Origin of the sequence: Paenibacillus sp. FSL K6-1318 (assembly GCF_037976905.1) — a bacterium.
GTDB lineage: Bacteria > Bacillota > Bacilli > Paenibacillales > Paenibacillaceae > Paenibacillus > Paenibacillus amylolyticus_A.
Genome location: NZ_CP150270.1, coordinates 3086620 through 3103497, shown reverse-complemented (window position 1 = coordinate 3103497; position 16878 = coordinate 3086620). Strand labels below are relative to the sequence as shown.

19 protein-coding genes and 1 riboswitch are annotated in these 16878 nt (G+C 45.5%); of the genes, 3 read left to right on the top strand and 16 right to left on the bottom strand.

Annotated elements, in window-relative coordinates; all coding sequences use genetic code 11:
• Nucleotides 1-90: 90 nt before the first annotated feature.
• The 9 genes from NYE45_RS13760 to NYE45_RS13720 form a co-directional block, all read right to left on the bottom strand.
• Nucleotides 91-1239, bottom strand: a complete 1149-nt coding sequence (locus NYE45_RS13760; protein WP_340017060.1) for an NAD(P)/FAD-dependent oxidoreductase — start codon at nucleotides 1237-1239, stop codon at nucleotides 91-93.
• Nucleotides 1240-1245: 6 nt separating this feature from the next.
• Nucleotides 1246-1965 (bottom strand): SAM-dependent methyltransferase, encoded by a 720-nt coding sequence (locus tag NYE45_RS13755; protein WP_340017059.1) that lies wholly within the window; start codon nucleotides 1963-1965, stop codon nucleotides 1246-1248.
• Nucleotides 1952-3109: a type III polyketide synthase gene (locus NYE45_RS13750; RefSeq protein WP_340017058.1), complete on the bottom strand. Its 1158-nt coding sequence runs from the start codon at nucleotides 3107-3109 to the stop codon at nucleotides 1952-1954. Before NYE45_RS13750 ends, NYE45_RS13755 begins: the two co-directional genes overlap by 14 nt.
• Nucleotides 3110-3340: 231 nt before the next feature.
• Nucleotides 3341-4225: an alpha/beta hydrolase gene (locus NYE45_RS13745; protein ID WP_340017057.1), complete on the bottom strand. Its 885-nt coding sequence runs from the start codon at nucleotides 4223-4225 to the stop codon at nucleotides 3341-3343.
• A gap of 5 nt (nucleotides 4226-4230) precedes the next feature.
• On the bottom strand, nucleotides 4231-5697 hold the full coding sequence (locus NYE45_RS13740) for a methyl-accepting chemotaxis protein (protein WP_340017055.1): 1467 nt from the start codon (nucleotides 5695-5697) through the stop codon (nucleotides 4231-4233).
• Nucleotides 5698-5802: 105 nt separating this feature from the next.
• On the bottom strand, nucleotides 5803-6501 hold the full coding sequence (locus NYE45_RS13735; protein WP_340017054.1) for a hypothetical protein: 699 nt from the start codon (nucleotides 6499-6501) through the stop codon (nucleotides 5803-5805).
• Nucleotides 6502-6513: 12 nt separating this feature from the next.
• Entirely contained in the window at nucleotides 6514-7047 is a 534-nt protein-coding gene (locus NYE45_RS13730) for a hypothetical protein (RefSeq protein ID WP_340017053.1), read from the bottom strand.
• Between the two features lie 174 nt (nucleotides 7048-7221).
• A complete protein-coding gene (locus NYE45_RS13725) occupies nucleotides 7222-8289 on the bottom strand; it encodes a HAMP domain-containing sensor histidine kinase (RefSeq protein ID WP_340017052.1) in 1068 nt (355 codons plus the stop codon).
• A complete protein-coding gene (locus NYE45_RS13720) occupies nucleotides 8286-8957 on the bottom strand; it encodes a response regulator transcription factor (protein ID WP_340017051.1) in 672 nt (223 codons plus the stop codon). Before NYE45_RS13720 ends, NYE45_RS13725 begins: the two co-directional genes overlap by 4 nt.
• 197 nt (nucleotides 8958-9154) lie before the next feature.
• Between NYE45_RS13720 and NYE45_RS13715 the strand changes: the two genes are divergently transcribed.
• Nucleotides 9155-9820 carry an alcohol dehydrogenase catalytic domain-containing protein gene (locus NYE45_RS13715; RefSeq protein ID WP_340017050.1) on the top strand — a complete coding sequence of 222 codons (666 nt, stop codon included), beginning with the start codon at nucleotides 9155-9157 and terminating at the stop codon, nucleotides 9818-9820.
• A gap of 9 nt (nucleotides 9821-9829) precedes the next feature.
• Nucleotides 9830-10171 (top strand): zinc-binding dehydrogenase, encoded by a 342-nt coding sequence (locus NYE45_RS13710; RefSeq protein WP_340017049.1) that lies wholly within the window; start codon nucleotides 9830-9832, stop codon nucleotides 10169-10171.
• 180 nt (nucleotides 10172-10351) lie between these two features.
• Here the strand turns inward: NYE45_RS13710 and NYE45_RS13705 are convergent, their stop codons facing one another.
• Nucleotides 10352-11371 (bottom strand): Gfo/Idh/MocA family oxidoreductase, encoded by a 1020-nt coding sequence (locus NYE45_RS13705; protein WP_340017048.1) that lies wholly within the window; start codon nucleotides 11369-11371, stop codon nucleotides 10352-10354.
• A gap of 180 nt (nucleotides 11372-11551) precedes the next feature.
• On the opposite strand from NYE45_RS13705, the gene NYE45_RS13700 reads away from it, so the two are divergent.
• Nucleotides 11552-12421: a MurR/RpiR family transcriptional regulator gene (locus tag NYE45_RS13700; protein WP_340017047.1), complete on the top strand. Its 870-nt coding sequence runs from the start codon at nucleotides 11552-11554 to the stop codon at nucleotides 12419-12421.
• A gap of 23 nt (nucleotides 12422-12444) precedes the next feature.
• Here the strand turns inward: NYE45_RS13700 and NYE45_RS13695 are convergent, their stop codons facing one another.
• The 6 genes from NYE45_RS13695 to NYE45_RS13670 form a co-directional block, all read right to left on the bottom strand.
• Nucleotides 12445-12795, bottom strand: coding sequence for an MmcQ/YjbR family DNA-binding protein (locus NYE45_RS13695; protein WP_340017046.1), 351 nt, complete (start codon nucleotides 12793-12795; stop codon nucleotides 12445-12447).
• A 134-nt stretch (nucleotides 12796-12929) separates the two neighbouring features.
• Complete coding sequence (locus NYE45_RS13690; RefSeq protein ID WP_340017045.1) at nucleotides 12930-14351, bottom strand: DEAD/DEAH box helicase; 1422 nt, start codon at nucleotides 14349-14351, stop codon at nucleotides 12930-12932.
• A 116-nt stretch (nucleotides 14352-14467) separates the two neighbouring features.
• Complete coding sequence (locus NYE45_RS13685; RefSeq protein WP_340017044.1) at nucleotides 14468-14782, bottom strand: multidrug efflux SMR transporter; 315 nt, start codon at nucleotides 14780-14782, stop codon at nucleotides 14468-14470.
• Nucleotides 14782-15120 carry a multidrug efflux SMR transporter gene (locus tag NYE45_RS13680; protein ID WP_340017043.1) on the bottom strand — a complete coding sequence of 113 codons (339 nt, stop codon included), beginning with the start codon at nucleotides 15118-15120 and terminating at the stop codon, nucleotides 14782-14784. The genes NYE45_RS13685 and NYE45_RS13680 overlap by 1 nt, the downstream gene beginning before the upstream one ends.
• 102 nt (nucleotides 15121-15222) lie before the next feature.
• A riboswitch (guanidine-I (ykkC/yxkD leader) is annotated at nucleotides 15223-15323 on the bottom strand.
• Between the two features lie 69 nt (nucleotides 15324-15392).
• Nucleotides 15393-16022 (bottom strand): pentapeptide repeat-containing protein, encoded by a 630-nt coding sequence (locus NYE45_RS13675; protein ID WP_340017042.1) that lies wholly within the window; start codon nucleotides 16020-16022, stop codon nucleotides 15393-15395.
• A complete protein-coding gene (locus NYE45_RS13670) occupies nucleotides 16019-16798 on the bottom strand; it encodes a methyltransferase domain-containing protein (RefSeq protein ID WP_340017041.1) in 780 nt (259 codons plus the stop codon). Before NYE45_RS13670 ends, NYE45_RS13675 begins: the two co-directional genes overlap by 4 nt.
• Nucleotides 16799-16878: the final 80 nt, after the last annotated feature.

Sequence of the window (16878 nt, the reverse complement as noted above, 5' to 3'; positions counted from 1 at the left end):
TATCGTTACATTAGATTCTATTATACACCAAAAAAAGAGGCCGCCGTTAGCAACCTCTTCCGCATAAGTATTGAGCAAAATATCCGTCTTTTATCGCACTGCATTCATCTCGGATAACCGCGTGGCCTTCACGACATAAGCGGCTAAACCGGGGATCATCCGAGCCAGACCAGGATAGAATTTATTGGTTTTGGCAAAAGCCAGCTTCTGAATTCTTCTTGCGCGTCTGAGCAATTGGGTAAATTCACGGCTCGCTTCCAGTGTGTAATTACTTTGCCAATCCGCATGTTCAATATCGCCTTGCAGGTACTTGTCAGTCCACTTTGCACACAGAAGTGAGGAACGAAGGGCAATCGACATCCCGTCTCCACATAGGGGTGGTATCACCAGCATGGCATCCCCAATATGCGGATATTTGGACCACGGTTCAGGAACATTGGACAGATGCAGTGGCGCAATCGACACCTGCGTTCCGTCTACAGGCTTTCCTTCGGCCAAACGGGCTGCCAAGCTTACATTCGTCTGGGATGCAGCCTGCAAAAAATCGATAACGGATTTGCCACTTCCCTGCACGGTTTCCAATGTCAATAATGCGGCAACATTCACAATACCATCCTCAATCGGAGAAATCCCCACATAGCCACCATCGCAAAAATATAACTCCACCCGTGCGGGAATCTCAATGCCGCTGAAGTGGGATTTAACGCCAACATATACGGTTTGGTCCCGCAGATCAGGTGCGGAAGCCATCCCCCGAAGCTTTTTGCTACCATGTGCTCCTATTACGGCTTTGGCTCTGTAGCTAATCCGCTCATCTCCCTGTTTCACCTGAACCTCATAACTGGCATCTTCAAGCTGCTCGATGCTCGTTATGGTCGCTTTGGTCACAATCTGGACTCCGGCCGCCAGAGCCTTCTGATGCAAAATCTGGTCCAGCTCATATCGACTTATGCCATAAGCGAATCCTGGCAGCGGTGCTTCAATCACTCCGCCTTGCTGCATAACGATTTTGGCATGATCCATGGTGCTGGGTTTCTTCGCTTGGTCCAAAAGGTGAAGGTCCAGAACTTCCAGCATCTCCCTGGTTTCTGGTGACATGAACTCACCACAAGTTTTGTGACGCGGGAACTCCTGGCGATCCAGCAAAAGGGTCCGATGCCCTTTCCCCGCCAGTTGCATTGCACACGTACTGCCAGCAATTCCGGCTCCGATAACGATGACATCTATCGATTTCGACACGTAAGATCACCTGCCTTTCGTGGGAATAACAACAGAGTAACGGAATAAAGGCTTCCATTCATAGGTCATCGTGTCATGATTTAGCCGTTGTTTGAGTTCCCGCCAATCCCTCCCTGTAAAGCCTTTGGCAACGGAAAGCGGGCCATCATGACGGATGTAACGATTACGCGAGATCATACGTGTTGTAATCCAGACCGCCTTATAGGATACGGGGTGCCGGTGAATATCATTAATGACGACACCGTGCCTGGATGCTCGCAACATATGAGAAACCATATCAACCAGCTGATCTCCGTCAAAATGATGCACGAACTGGGAGCCTGTCACGATATCTGCGGAAGCATCAGGCAGTTGTGTAAGATCGGCACGCTGTACCCGAACTCGGGGTTCGTCACGGAATAGTTGTCTCGCTTCCTCACACGCCTCTTCTGTCAGATCAACCAGTGTGATCTCCAATTGAACACCCTGACGATCCGCCCATTGCAGTAGTTTCTGGTTCACATCTCCTGAACCTGCCCCCACATCCAGAAGAGTCAGCTTATCCGGCCTTCCGACAGAGTTCCATAACTTCTCCACACCAGCCAGAGTTGGGCCAGGTGCTGCAAATATTTTGTTAAGCCGTCTCAGATGTCGGAGTGCTTCACGCAGCTCCTCGCCTCCCAGCGAGAAGTCATCCATCAGTTCATCTTCCTTGGCCCGAATGGACAATGTTCTAAAGAAAGACATGATCGTGCTCCTCCATCACGGAAGATAATGACGGTACATAAGTGAATTTCATCAGTTCTGCGGTGAGTCCCGGTCCAAATGCCATGGCTACACCCTCTGTAGAGGATTGCTCCTGTGCCTTCATGTCCTCACGCATCGCATTCAGTACAAACAGAATGGTGTTGGAGGATAAGTTACCAAACGTTCTGAGGACATCCCTGCTGTATTTCGTTTGCTCGTCTCGCAGCTTCATGACATTCTGCACAGAGTCCACTATCCCGCGACCTCCCGGATGAATAGCCCACAGTTCAGGAAGCTGTTCACTTTGAAGTAACAGACGCAGCTCCTCTTCCAGATGAACACCCAGCAGCTTCGGAATACGAGGTGATAGATACAGATCATACCCCAGGTTCCCGACCTCCCATGTCATATCTTCAGTCGAATCCGGAAGAAGCACAGAATAACCCGTTCCCAGACTCAGAACATTCTTATGCTGAGGTTCTGGCGTACCCACCACACAAGAAGAAGCAGCATCTCCGAAGAATGAAGCTGCAAACAGCGCTTCCCGATCTTGCACCGGCTGAAAATGAAGTGTGCACAACTCTACACAGACAACAAGAACCTGTGATCCCGGAGCACCCTGCACGACATCTCGTGCCATCTGAATGGCTTTCAACCCTGCGGCACACCCCTGAAAGATCAGTGGCAATCGATTAACTCGGGCAGACAAACCCAAATGACGGATGAGCATAACATCCAGACCCGGCAGGTATTGACCGGTGCAGCTGACCGTGATGATATGCGTGATGCTCTTTGGAGAAACGCCTGAATCCTTCAGTGCTCTCTCTGCCGCCTCGATCCCGAGCGGAAGCGCCTCTCGCTTGTATGTATTCATTCGTTCTTCGGTTGTCGGGATGTCTGATACATCACCAGAGGGCAGATAACGGCACTCTTCCAGTGAACCCAGATAGCTCGGTTCCACGGTATATCGTGTTTCAACACCACAGGACTTGAATATTCGCCTGGCAAAACGGGCTAAATCTGGCCGTTCCTGAAGAGAAGAAGCAATCAGCTCTGCAATGTCTGATTGCGCTACGGCGTGAGCAGGTAGAGCCGTTCCCATGCCAAGAATCGCGATATCGGATGGACTGTTATATTGGTTCATAATTAACCTCCTGGTATTGGTCATTATTTCCTCTAATTAACAACTCTTACCCTTAACGATATCGTTATAATCTCAGAACGCTCCTAATCTAGTTTATTAACACACCCGCAAGCTCAGAAGCTTGGTTTCAACAAGTGCTTGATACAACTACACAAATAAACCAAAAAAGCCGCCATTAGGCGACTTCAAGGTAACCAGATTCCTTCTAACATCATTCTCATGCACGTTACGTTATTTGGAAAATGCCTCTCTAATCTTGTCACTCATCCGATACCAGGCATCCTCAGCCATCTGGAGATCGCCGAAATGCGTAAATCCATGAGCGGCTCCCTCATACTCCTTAAGAGTCACCTTCACACCGCTTGCTTCGAGCCCTGCTGCATATGTTCTTGCTTCTTGAGCCAGTGAATCTTTCTCCGCGGTAATGATCAGTGCTTCCGGAAGACCCTCTAATGATGTTGCGAGCACTGGAGAAGCTAACGGGTTATGTGCATCTTCTGGCGTAACAAGGTACATCGCGTTGAACGTTCTGGCAATATCGGCTGGAATGGCTTCTTCAAAACTAGGTTTCTCGGCCGGATCTGTTGCCACATCCAACACGGCATAATCCATAACTTGAAGAATAATTGGCAGCTCGCTTCCACGTTGCTGATTCAATAAACATACTGCTGCAGCAAGATTACCACCAGCACTATGCCCCCCAATGGCGAATAGCGACGGGTTAACCGATAAGGATTCGGGATTGGCGTGGACCCACTGTACAACGTCGTAACATTCGTGTACCGCAGTTGGGAACTTATGCTCAGGTGCAAGACTGTAATCGATATTGATAACTACACAATTAGCACGATCAGCGATCAGACGACACCATGGATCATCCATCTCTGCTTGTCCGAAGATGAAGCCACCCCCATGCATATTGAAGAATACTGGCAGAGGAGCCGAATGATCCCTATCTGGTTGGTACACCAGTACACGCGTATCGCCTTTTCTCGTAGGAATCATGACTTCTTCCACGGTGACAGCATACGCGGAACTGGGTTGAAGAGCTGCACCTGTGCCGACGACATTTTGACGCATACGTTGTACCATTGCCAATTGTTGTTGTTGATCCATCGTTATCACTCCTTATTATGATTACCAATGAGTTCCTGCAACTGCAGACTTGAATGATTAATTCTGCCAATGAATTCGTAGATAACATCGATGTTATTTTCCTGCTCTTGTGTCGTTGCCAGTACACCTTCTGTTGCGACGGCATGTTCTTGCGAAATATCGGAAATATGATCCACTTGCATTCGTACTTGAGTAAAGATCATACTCATCTGATCCGTCATGTCTAATTCCTTAGCTATGTATTGATCAACATGCTCAAATGTGGACCTGATGTGGTCAAAGCTCTCAAGTACCTGTCCCGTGATCGCTTCTCCTTCTTTTACGGCAGCATTGCCGATGGTGGCCTTCTCCACCACGAGCTGTGTCTTTCTTTTGATATTATGAATGATCTCATTAATTTGTTTAACCGTATCGGAGCTTTCCTGTGCAAGCTTCTTGACTTCATGGGCTACGACTGCAAAGCCAGCTCCAGCTTCCCCTGCTCTTGATGCTTCGATATTGGCATTCAATGCCAGAAGATGGGTCTGATCCGAGATCTGGTTAATGGCCGACAGGAAGGTATTCACATCATCCATGCTTTGGTTCAATTCCTGGACTGTCGTCATCGAGTCGGTTACCGCTCCGTTAATCATATTCATTTGATTGCCCATTTGCACAATTCGATCCGAGCTTTGACGAACAACTTGTCCGTTATCGGAAGAGATTTGGGCAAGGCGATGTGACATCTGATTGATCTCCACCATCTGCGCATCTGCCGTGTTCATCATCTCGCTGATATGTGTAATGCTGCCCGATTGATCGCGAATGCCTTCCGTCACTTCCTGAATGTTCGATGTTACGGTGTCGCTCATCTGCTTCAGATTACGGATATCATCATTACAACTGGCAATATCGGTATTTAACGTAGATGTGTTCTCTCGAATCACCTTCACCATATTATCGAGTGCCTTCACAAGCTCTCTGGCTTCTGCTTCTTTGTCGAGGGCGACCTGAATCAAGTCTCTTCCTCGTTTACATACAAAATACAGAGCAACAATGGTCAGTTCAATGAACCCAATGGTCATGAAAAAGGTCGTATCATATTGCTTATGGTCCGCGTAATAGATCACGATATAAGCAATGTTATACATGGCTCCGAATCCATACAACAGAACCCGGTTCAGATAGAGTGAGATGACACAGAGCACAACCACAATGAGCATGCCTGCTCCGGGAGATTGGATATATTGAGTGGTTGCAGTCAGAATCGCAATCATTAGCACAACCATGGTCGTGACCGGTTTTTTCTTACGATACATCAAAAATGTTGCAATGGAAAGCTCAACGAACAGCGAGAATACAACTGCAAGTTCAACCTGGTTACTACTTATGAAGAAGCAGAATGCGACCAGTGTCAGCCATAGAATCGTGGCAATGATGTTATTTACTTTGGCGGTGTTGTTTCTAAAAAAGCTGTTGTCCATAATTTGCATGGTAAATCCCCCTCAACGACTTGTGAACTGCTCTGCGATGATTTTGGTCATGATTAAAATGATATTGAGCAGGAGTACATAACACCATTCCATGTGAATCCCTCCTCATTCATCTCCCTGTTCGTTTGTTGCACTCCCCTGCTCCATATTGGATTCCTTTTTCTTGTGGAACATCATCCGAACTCCCATCAAACAAAATAAAGCACTGCACCCCATGCCAAACAGGCTACTGGTTTTTAATGCAAAAGGTGAGGCTTGCATGGTAAGCAATGTCGCTTGCGTCACGACGATGGATACCATGGCATCGGTGAAATTAATCATTTTTAATGTAGACATGATCGGGTTATGGAGATGACGATTAGCCCAGGTACCGTACATGGCAAAAGCCAGCTTGGTAAAAGCAACTGTAGATACGATATACACAATCATGCCGCTATAGATGAAGGCATCGCCGATCAGATACATTCGCAGGCAGACTATTGAATAGGACACGCCCAGAAAACACAGGAAAAGACCTCCGCGCTTATAGACCGTAAGCTCCAAAGTATATCTTTCTTGGGGAGATTCCATCCTTTTAGCAACTTTATATTGTTGAAGCACCTGTCCTTTGGCTATACACAGAATCAGATAATATACAGCATTCGTAATGAACCATCCGGAAAGCAGATAGATCCCCAGGATTAACTTGCCTATTCCGATCAAAGCATTGATAACAAGGGACGCAACGTTGATCATGGCCGTTCGATCTTGCTTATTTCCAAGGTAACGGGCCCACATGGACTTCAAGTATGTCTTCATTTTCATAGGATATTCATACTACTTGGTGAGCAGACCATTCGCCTTTTCACATACCTCGTATATTTCGTCATATTTCTTGTCGATGTACGGCGTCACCTTGTCGGATTTTTTCTTGCGAAGCCTGCAGTAGCTGAAATACGGAATAATCCAGCCTGCAAAACCAGGGATCGCTAGCGTAATGGTAAGAGGCAGCATGTTAGCCTGATATGCAAACACCGAGCCAGCCATACATGCTGTGCCGACAATTCCAATGATATAAGCAACGGCAGATGCGCCCATGATCTTGGATCGTTCCAATGTTGCGATCTCGGTAACACAGGATTCGAATTGTCTTTGCAGGCGGGTCAACTCCGCTTTGTTGCGAATCTTGCGATACCGCTTGAACTTCATCGTGACGGAACCCACGTTTTGAAATGGTGTTGAAGTAGCTTCCAGAATCCAGCCGAAGTGCGCATATCCGTCCGTATACAATGATTCAGCATCTTGCTTCACAATAACGTCTTTATATTCATAGCCGACGAAGCTATGTTCAGTTCTGATCATCTCAGTCATGTTTGGCATCACTCCTTCAAATATTTTCTTGTATCCCTCATTGGATGCTCCTATCGTACCGACCAAATGTTTATAAGTTGCTTATGAAATGTTTACGAAATATGAATAAAAGCCTGAATTCGATGGTTTCGAATCCAGGCTTAGCTATTCAAGATCACGCAACTAGGCTATATGTTACTCTCCCACTTTTAGCTTAACGGTGAAGGTTGTGCCCTTCTGGGGTTCGCTCTCCACCGAAATAGCACCCCCTACCAACTCGATGACACGCAACGAAAGAGCGAGGCCAAGGCCATTCCCCTCTCCGTGATGGGAGGGGTCCCCTTGAAAGAATTTATCGAAGATATGTTTCATCGTTTCTTCATTCATGCCACAGCCTGTGTCCGATACCATGACTATAATGGTGTCTTCATCCGACGTCTGCTTGAGGATGATCTTTCCTCCGGGAGATGTGAATTTGAGCGCATTGGAGAAGAGATTATGCCATACGATCTCCAGCATACTCTCTTCCGCATGAATGATGGCACGATCTTCGATATCCACCATGAATTCAATATCTTTTTCTTCCCAGGTCTGTTCAAAATATAGAGCACATTCAGCAAGCTGCCTGCACAGATCATAAGGCTCGGCAACAGGGATAATCTCCTGATTCTCCAATTTGTTCAGCTTCAGGATATTAACGACGAGGGTCGCGAGTTTGTTTGTGGAAGAAATGATCGTGTCTGTGTACTCTTTTCGGAGTTCTGGACGTATATCATCCTGCTGCAACGCCATGGCATACCCGTGGATCACCGATAACGGTGTCTTAATCTCGTGAGAGACATTGGAGATGAAATCATTTTTCAATGTTTCGATACTGTTCAGCTCTTCTACCATTTTATTAAAATCCTCGAACATCACATCCACGTAGTTCTGCTTGTCCGCTCGATGAATCGGTTCGAGATACACGGAGAAATCACCTTCCGCTACCTGCTTCGCAGCCTCGCTCAGTTTACGCATTGGCTTATCGAAGGCATTATACTTCTGCCTTGCCGTCACCAGGCAAAAAATAAGACTGACGATGACCCAGTAACCCGAAATACCGACAATATAAGGCCAGGGGACATAGTCCACAGGTAGATAGGCGTTATAGATGAGTGCTTGTCCGGCGGTTAACGTGGATAACATGAGATACGTACCGAGAAACTCTTTCCATGATAGTAGTGGCTTTTTAATTCTTACGTCTGGGATCTGTGTCTTGGTCATTGCAATACGGCCTTGTAGCCAAGTCCATGAACGGTCACGATTTTAAAGTCCTCACACACGGAGAACTTGTCCCGAAGTTTCACAATGTATACGTCCACTGCACGCAAGCTGGTCTGACTGTCTATACCCCAGAATTCGTCCATCAGCTGTGCACGGGAAAAGGTATGTTTGGGATAGGAAAGCAATTTGTAGAGGATATTGAATTCTCGCACCGTCACGGAAATTTCCTCGCCGTTCACCGTTGTTGTCATATCATTTGCATCCATTAACAAACTTCCTACACTCAGTTTCTTCTCATGGGCAATATTGGCCCGCCTCAACAGCGCACCTACACGCAGGACCAGCTCGTCCAGATCCACGGGTTTGACCATATAATCATCGATCCCTGCCTGATAGCCCTTTTGTTTGGAGGCAATATCGTCACGTGCTGTGACAAAAAGAATGGGAATAGTTTTATTAATCTGTCTTACCGTCTCGGCAAACTCAAATCCGTCGATCTCTGGCATCATGACATCGGAAATCAGAAGATCGTACATGTCGTTATACATCAAATCATACGCCTCTCGCGGATTAAAGCATCCGATAGCATGATATCCGTTATTGGTTAGATATGTACAGATAATACGATTCAGTTTAATGTCGTCCTCTACCACAAGTATTTTGATCATCTAATCATCCTTTCGAGCTACATGTCCTCATTATAATGTCCAGATGTTAAAAAATTGTTTAAAGCGTCTATCTATGAACTCTTAAATTAATATCTCATAAACAATATTCAAACAACACGGAAACATCGCTGCATCATGATAAACGTACTCAGTCGCTCAAGCAGTGAATGATAACCAGTCATAAGGAGTGAGTCATGATGAAAGCAGCTATTTATTATGGGAAAAATGATATTCGTGTGGAAGAAAAACCAATGCCGGTTGTCGGTCCAACCGATGTTCTGGTACGAAATCTGCGCGGTGGAATCTGCGGAACTGATATTAACATTGTTAAAGTGGGTCAAGGGGATATGGGCATCAGCCTGGGCTCTGAATTTGGACATGAGATGGTTGGTGAAGTTGTTGAGATCGGATCTGACGTTGCTTCGGAGATTCACATCGGGATGCGTGTAGGCATTAATCCCATTACCGCGAAAAAAGTTGGAAGACGCAAATCGCTGGAATGCTCCGGGTTCTCCCAGTACGTTCTGGTGGAGGAAGCCAAGCTTGATTATAACTTATATGAAATAGATACAAGTGTCCCGGCAGAAGTAGCCTCATTAATTGAGCCTATGAGTGTAGGTCGACATGGGGCTTTCAGTGCAGATCCGAAGCCTGAAGATCGGATTGTCGTCATGGGCGCGGGTCCGATTGGCCTGCTGGCTGCTGCAAGTCTGATTGCTGAGGGAATGAAACAGGTATGTGTTGTGGATATCGATGAATGGCGTCTCGCCAAAGCTGCAGGACTCGGTGCTCTGACCGTGAATACCTCGACTACTACCCTCGAAGAGGGACTTGCTGGACACTACGGCACCGTGAACGTATAATGCGTTGAGGTGCCGAATGTCGATGTATTTATCGATGCGGCTGGTGCTCCGGTGTTGTTCGAGAAGATCATGAAGATCGTCAAACCGCAGGCCAGAATCTCCATTATTGCCGTGTACAAAACTGAGGTGCCCATCAGCCTGCAACAGGTGATGTCCAAAGAAGTGCAAGTGAAAGGTTCCAGTGGATACACGCACGAGGATTTCAGTAAGGTTGTGGAACATCTGACCCACTTCCATTCTGAATTATCTACTCTTGTAACCCAGGTATACAAACTGGATGATATCCAGGAAGCCTTTAATACAGCCATTCAGGCCAAAGGAACGGTTAAAGTGGTTGTGGATTTAACTTAATCCATCACAATCCAATAGCATTCTATCTGATCACCGATGGTTCTATCATCAGCTATATCTAAAATTGAAATTTATTGAAATCGAACGACAAAAGCCACCAGAAGGTGGCTTTTGTTATTCATCTTAACCTACTTATTCTTCGAGAGTGATCTATAATCGTAAGCTCAAATGCTTATTGGTTTACTTGCACGCGGCTATACCTTGTTCCAGAATCCCCATCGCCGTGATCGTTTCTTCATCTTTGATGACCTTATCCTTGCCATGTACAATGGCTTGATAGATATCGTCATACACTCGGGCGTAGTCGCCAATCTCCGAAACCACTTTTTCCTCGTGATAGATTCCTTCATCATCCAGATAGGTCAAGACGCCATAGTGATGCGGGAGATCCACGCCAAAATCAGCATGTCCCTTGGGCAGATAAAACAATTTCAGATGCTCCTCCTGCCGATCCTCCGTTTGTTTCACGAACACACCCTTCTTGCCATATACCACAAAGCTAGGACGGGGCTTCAAGCGGAAAAAGCTTGATTTGACGGACACTTTAAGCGAAGAATAATAAAAGTCCAGATCAAAGTAATCGTTCATTCTTCCCTCACCAAGCAGTTGACGCACATCGGAATGGATCGTATCCGGCTTGCCAAAGTAGGACAACACTTGGTCGATGGTATGCACCCCATGTCCGTATAGATAGCTATGATATTTGGAAAAATGAGAGATGTTGTTCGGAATTTCCGGACGGTAGTAATCGTAGTGCATCTCTACTTCCAGCAGATCCCCCAGCTTCCCTGATTCAATCACTTTCTTCGTTGTAAGGAAGTCCGAATCATAACGTCTGTTCTGATAACATTGGATCACCAGATTTTTCTCTTTGGCGTATTGGAAGATGGATATGGCTTCCGCCTGGGTTAACATGAACGGTTTCTCCACAAGCACATGTTTTCCGTGATCGAGTGCCATTTTCGCGTACGAATAGTGGGACTCTGTATGTGTGCAGACTACCACCAATTGAATCTCCTCATCATTCATCAACGTGGAGACATCATCCGTGTAGTTTACGTCAGGTATACGATCCCACTCGGTTTTATCCAGATTGCGTGCGTATATCGTCTTTACGTTCAGATGATCCCGATTCAATGAAAATGGAAGATGGTATCGATTCGTGCTTTTGCCATTACCGATGTATCCGATGGTTAACATAATCATTCCCCCCAAGGCTCTTTTTCATTTATTATAAAAGAAGACAGCTCTGAATAAAGGCTTTGCCGCCATAACGGTACAATCGACCATTTTTAGGTATGCCTAACGGTCTGTCTTTAAACAAAATGTTTAATGAACGCCCGTAATCGCCGTTATTTCAACTTACCTGGGGTGAACTTATTGAAAATACTAACTCAATTAATCGACATGCATAACTTTACACCGAATGAAAAAAGCATTGCTTCCTACATATTGACGCATAAGGACCGTATTCTTCACCTAAATGTGCAAGAACTCGCGAAAGTCACCTATACCTCGCATTCGGCAATTAATCGACTCGTTCACAAACTTGAACTCACTGGCTTCAAAGAATTCATCATCAGACTTGCCCGGGAATTTGAGCAGGACTCCGCCCAGAACATATCCAATGTGGACCCAAATTATCCGTTCAGCCTGGGTCAGTCTTCGCTTCAGGTGGCTAAAGAAATTGCCGAATTAATGAAAGAAACCGTCGAGAAGAATGTGGCCTATATGGACGATGAGTTGCTGTCACTCACAGCGCAATTACTGGATCGGGCTGAACGGATATTCATCTACGCCATGGGCGATTCACAGATCCGGGCAAAAAGTTTTCAAAATAAATTGTTCAAAATCAACAAATATGTAGTCATTGCAACCGAGCTGTCTGAATGGGCGCACCATACCGTCAACCTGACCACAAAAGATTGTGCCATTTTCCTTACCTATCATGGAAAATCTCAGAGTTATATTACAGCGGCCCATCATTTTAAACGCGAACACATTCCTTTTATCACCATCACAGCGACCAGTCACAGCGAACTGGCGAAGCTCAGCACGATCTGTATCCGAGTTCCCAATGATGAAGTGAAGCTTGCCAAGATTGGATCATTTTCTTCTCAGATTGCTTTTGAATACGTATTAAACGTCATCTACTCCTGTATCTATAAAATCGACTACGCGACGAATAGACAAACTTCAGCCGAGACATATGAGAAACTCCAGGTCAGTGACCTGTTAAGTGACGATTAATGTGAGTTAAATGAATTGCTTCACTATTCGGCCAAAGATTCCCGAACGCTTTTGGGAAGGGATCTGACAACCATATCATAAGAGTGATCAATCATCACGTAGATGTCCTCATCTGACAAGGAACCATCCAGCGTAATGGTATTCCAGTGTTTTTTGTTCATATGATATCCCGGTTGAACCGCTTCATGCTGCTCTCTCAGGTTCTCTGCAATAATGGGATCACATTTTAAGTTCAAGCGACAGTTCTCTTCGTTTTCAAAAATAAGCGCGAACATCTTACCCGCAACCTTCATCGCGACTGGATTAGGCCCAAATGGATAATCCTTGATCGCACCTTTCTTCTTCAAACCGTATTCAATCATCGTATCTTTCAAGTCAGTACCTCCCTTTCACCCAATGGACGTTATAATGATACCGAATGTAAGTTCGTATGTAAATAAGATCCTGTACATAACAAAACCTCCTCCACGTGAATGGAGAAGGTTTCATCTTGCATTTTATTGAAAACTTAGTTGGCTCTATCGTTCCTTGTTTTGCTGCTACGATTGAATGAGCCGTTGTTTGATTTACTGCTACTGCTGCTGGATCTACTGCTACTGCTGTTAGATCTACTGCTGCCTGGTCTACCGTCGTTTGAACGACTATTGGTAGTTTTGCCACTCTTGGCAAACCACTCGGATTTGGGCTTGCGTGCCGGGTTCGCCTTGGACTTGGCCGGTTTGCCTGCAGATGATTTGTTAAAGGCAGGTTTACCGCTTGGTACTTTGTTCGTTTTTTCAAACACAGGTACACCTGTCATCGGATACGGATGACCTTTCACTTCAGGAATCGTCTTTTTGATTACTTTCTCGATATCCCTCAGGAATGGAAGTTCGTCTTTCTCACAGAATGAGATGGCCATCCCGCTTTTCCCTGCTCGACCTGTACGTCCAATACGGTGAACATACGTTTCCGGAATGTTAGGCAGGTTAAAGTTGATGACATGCGACAGTTCTTCCACATCAATTCCTCTTGCCGCGATATCCGTCGCAACTAATACACGTGTTGCACCACTCTTGAAGTTGTTCAGTGCCCGTTGTCTCTCATTCTGAGACTTGTTGCCATGAATAGCCTGTGCCGTAACATTCACTTTGGCCAAATCACGTGTAACCCGGTCAGCGCCGCGCTTCGTGCGTGTGAACACCAATGCCGTGACGATGGATTTATCCTCCAAAATTTGGTTCAACATCTGCTGCTTCTTGCCATTCTCCAGCAAATATATAGACTGCTCAATGCGGTCTACTGTCGAAGATACCGGTGTAATTTCCACTTTGACTGGATCAACCAGCAAGGTTTTAACCATTTTGGTGATTTCAGGAGGCATCGTTGCTGAGAAGAACAGCGTCTGCTTCTTGTTCGGCATCTTGGCAATGATTCTTTTCACATCATGAATGAAGCCCATGTCCAACATCCGGTCTGCTTCATCCAGAACGAGAATCTCAACCATCTTCAGATCAATACGCTTCTGGTTAATCAGATCGTTCAATCTGCCAGGCGTCGCGATAATAATATCTGCACCTTGATTCAGTGCACGCTCTTGTACTTTTTGCGAAACACCACCAACGATAGCCGTACAACGGATGTCCGTATAGCGACTATATACCTTAATGTTATCCGCGATCTGAATCGCGAGTTCTCTTGTTGGTGTCAAAATCAATGAGCGAATATGTCGTGCGGACTTGGGTCCTTTAGATCTTTCGCTCAATAATTGAATAATCGGCACCGAAAATGCTGCCGTCTTGCCTGTTCCTGTCTGTGCACATCCCAGCAGATCTCTGCCAGCTAATACAGCTGGTATGGCCTGTTCCTGTATAGGGGTAGGATTAGTATAGTTTGCTTTGCTTAACCCTTCCATAATAGAGGGGATAATATTTAAGTCCTTAAATGTCATGTTGTCTCCTTCATTTACGCACATCTATCAATAAGACGTATCTTTTATTTCACACGTAACGTATAAGGATACCATTAAAAACGTAATCTGTACATTAACTTTTTAATTCCACTTATTTAACTAACCAATTTAAGACCGACTGCCGATCCGAGCACCATAGCGATAAACAAAATTCTTAGGGCATTTCGAGGTTCTCCGTAAAACACCATACCCAGAATAGCACCGCCAGAGGCGCCGATTCCCGTCCACACGGCATATGCTGTTCCCATCGGAAGTGTTTCCATTGCAAGGGACAGGAACAAGAAGCTTAATCCAAACCCGGCTATCAATAGAACCAATGAAATGAGATTACGGTCTTTGTGCAACTTGTTTATCATAAGCACTCCGATCATCTCAAATACGCCTGCCAAGATAAGAAATACCCAGTTCATTATAGCTGCACCTCCTTATTCTTCTCTTTACTTAGCATTTTAAGACCAATTACGCCGAGTAAAAGTACACCAATGAGTATCATTTTTCCAGTTTGGACATGTGCATTAAACAAAAGAATCTCTGCAAGTACCGTTCCAGCAGTACCAAGGCCAACGAATACTGCGTATACGGTTCCTACTGGCAGGGTACGCGAAGCTGCAATCATTAAGCTGAAACTGATCATAATCGCAATCAGGGTAAGGCCCCATTCCAGCAGCCCGCTGGCATGTTTTAATCCAATGACCCAACCCACTTCAAATAACGCAGCAATCACAACCGACATCCAAGTCTTATTCATTCCTGTAACACTCCTTCTCTACTACATTTTTTGTACAACCCGTAAGGGCACATTAGGGAAAAAACAAAAAAAGCCCGGGAAACAAACTGCATGTAGCAGTTCATCTCCCAGGCTTTTATCCCTCCGTGGCACAACCAACAGGTTGCGGGTTTTCTCTCGGACCAGACCGACACAACCGCCGCGGAACCCTAGAAAACCTTTTTTATTCTAATGTGTCTCCAATTATACACACTTCTACTATGTTGGCAACCCTGATATTATGATTATGCCATTTATTTAATAATGATACCCATTAATCCTACAAATGTAGCGGCTTGATGTGGTGAGATCACACAGCCGTTGAGATCTTCCATGGTCAGCACCAAGGAGTCAAATTCGCAATCGCTAAGATCCAAATCCTTCATTTTGGTCCCCGTCATGGAAGCCTGGTCGATGTTACATTGACTGAACGCCATTTTTTGAAGTGCAAGATAGGCAAAGTCCGCACCAATCAAGGTACATTCGGAGAAGGAGACCTGTTTCAGATGCGCAAAACGGAAGTTGCTGTAGTCTCCTAAGCCATGAAGGAAATTGACATTTTGCAATCGACTATTGGAAAAATCAGTTCCGACAAACTTGCAGTTATGCCATTCGATCCGGTGCATGAAGGCACCAGAGAGATTAACATTCGAGAAGTCGCAGTGTTCGAACCGGACATCGGTGAATTCAAATTGTTCCAAGGTAGACTCCGAGATTGTCACATGTCTAAATACAACATTTTCAAACGAAACCTTACTCGCTTCCTGTTGATCCAATGTAATGTTCTCGATCAGTTTGTGTTTGTACTCCACTTTGGATTCCAGGAATACAATCGTTTCCGGTTCGAGTAACTGCTCCTGAAGCTTGGGTTTGTCCATTTTCATCTCGTATTCCCCGATTCCTTAATAGCTACGACTCGCAGTCGGCTTCTGTCCAGATACCATTGTCCATCCCGCATCAGTTGGGGCTGTACCCTTTTCTCGACAGCATCCATAATAACTTCCTGTTCTGCAGGTGTGATGCCGCTGAATAAATACTCCGAGAAGCTGTTCAACCACTTTCGGACACCTGGCTTGAACGGGGTCAATTGGTCCACGTGCTGGGCCAGACTAACTCGAAAACTGTTTTGCTCCAGTAAATTCGCATATTCGCCAATGGTTGGATGATACCACGGATTCCGACCTGCCCATCCGTATCCACGGGCATCCAGTTCTTCCCGTACCTCTGTAATTAATATAGCCGTGTTGCCATTTGCAGCAAACTCAGCCACGAATCGCCCGCCCGTCTTGAGCGCTAACTGTATTGATTGTACTACAGCTGGAGCATCCTTTATCCAATGCAGAACGGCATGAGAGAAAACCGCATCAAACGGTTCTTCTGTCCGATAATGACAAGCATTTGCTACTTGAATATTCATATCAGGGTATTTCTGTTTAGCTTGCCTAATCGTCTCTTCTGAAAAATCTATACCTGTTGTCAGCGCTCCTGCGGCTACAATTTCGGCTGTCAGATCACCATTGCCACAACCTACATCAAGGATTCGTTCCCCATGGGACGGCTGGAGCAAGGATAAAATAGGTGTACCCTGTAACGTTGTAAAAGGAGTGGAATGACCACTCCACGATTCGTTCGCTTGATGGGATGAATGTCCGTTATTCATAGAATATAATCTCCTTTTCAATTAAGGATCTAATGTATCTATAATAACTTTAATATAAAGGAACTGTCAATTCACTTCTC

What these genes read in the sequence shown, in the direction of transcription:
- NYE45_RS13755 (WP_340017059.1), bottom strand. Translation starts at nt 1,965, where the DNA reads ATGTCTTTCTTTAGAACATTGTCCATTCGGGCCAAGGAAGATGAACTG.
- NYE45_RS13750 (WP_340017058.1), bottom strand. Translation starts at nt 3,109, where the DNA reads ATGAACCAATATAACAGTCCATCCGATATCGCGATTCTTGGCATGGGA.
- NYE45_RS13745 (WP_340017057.1), bottom strand. Translation starts at nt 4,225, where the DNA reads ATGGATCAACAACAACAATTGGCAATGGTACAACGTATGCGTCAAAAT.
- NYE45_RS13740 (WP_340017055.1), bottom strand. Translation starts at nt 5,697, where the DNA reads ATGCAAATTATGGACAACAGCTTTTTTAGAAACAACACCGCCAAAGTA.
- NYE45_RS13735 (WP_340017054.1), bottom strand. Translation starts at nt 6,501, where the DNA reads ATGAAAATGAAGACATACTTGAAGTCCATGTGGGCCCGTTACCTTGGA.
- NYE45_RS13730 (WP_340017053.1), bottom strand. Translation starts at nt 7,047, where the DNA reads ATGACTGAGATGATCAGAACTGAACATAGCTTCGTCGGCTATGAATAT.
- NYE45_RS13725 (WP_340017052.1), bottom strand. Translation starts at nt 8,289, where the DNA reads ATGACCAAGACACAGATCCCAGACGTAAGAATTAAAAAGCCACTACTA.
- NYE45_RS13720 (WP_340017051.1), bottom strand. Translation starts at nt 8,957, where the DNA reads ATGATCAAAATACTTGTGGTAGAGGACGACATTAAACTGAATCGTATT.
- NYE45_RS13715 (WP_340017050.1), top strand. Translation starts at nt 9,155, where the DNA reads ATGAAAGCAGCTATTTATTATGGGAAAAATGATATTCGTGTGGAAGAA.
- NYE45_RS13705 (WP_340017048.1), bottom strand. Translation starts at nt 11,371, where the DNA reads ATGTTAACCATCGGATACATCGGTAATGGCAAAAGCACGAATCGATAC.
- NYE45_RS13690 (WP_340017045.1), bottom strand. Translation starts at nt 14,351, where the DNA reads ATGACATTTAAGGACTTAAATATTATCCCCTCTATTATGGAAGGGTTA.
- NYE45_RS13685 (WP_340017044.1), bottom strand. Translation starts at nt 14,782, where the DNA reads ATGAACTGGGTATTTCTTATCTTGGCAGGCGTATTTGAGATGATCGGA.
- NYE45_RS13680 (WP_340017043.1), bottom strand. Translation starts at nt 15,120, where the DNA reads ATGAATAAGACTTGGATGTCGGTTGTGATTGCTGCGTTATTTGAAGTG.
- NYE45_RS13675 (WP_340017042.1), bottom strand. Translation starts at nt 16,022, where the DNA reads ATGAAAATGGACAAACCCAAGCTTCAGGAGCAGTTACTCGAACCGGAA.
- NYE45_RS13670 (WP_340017041.1), bottom strand. Translation starts at nt 16,798, where the DNA reads ATGAATAACGGACATTCATCCCATCAAGCGAACGAATCGTGGAGTGGT.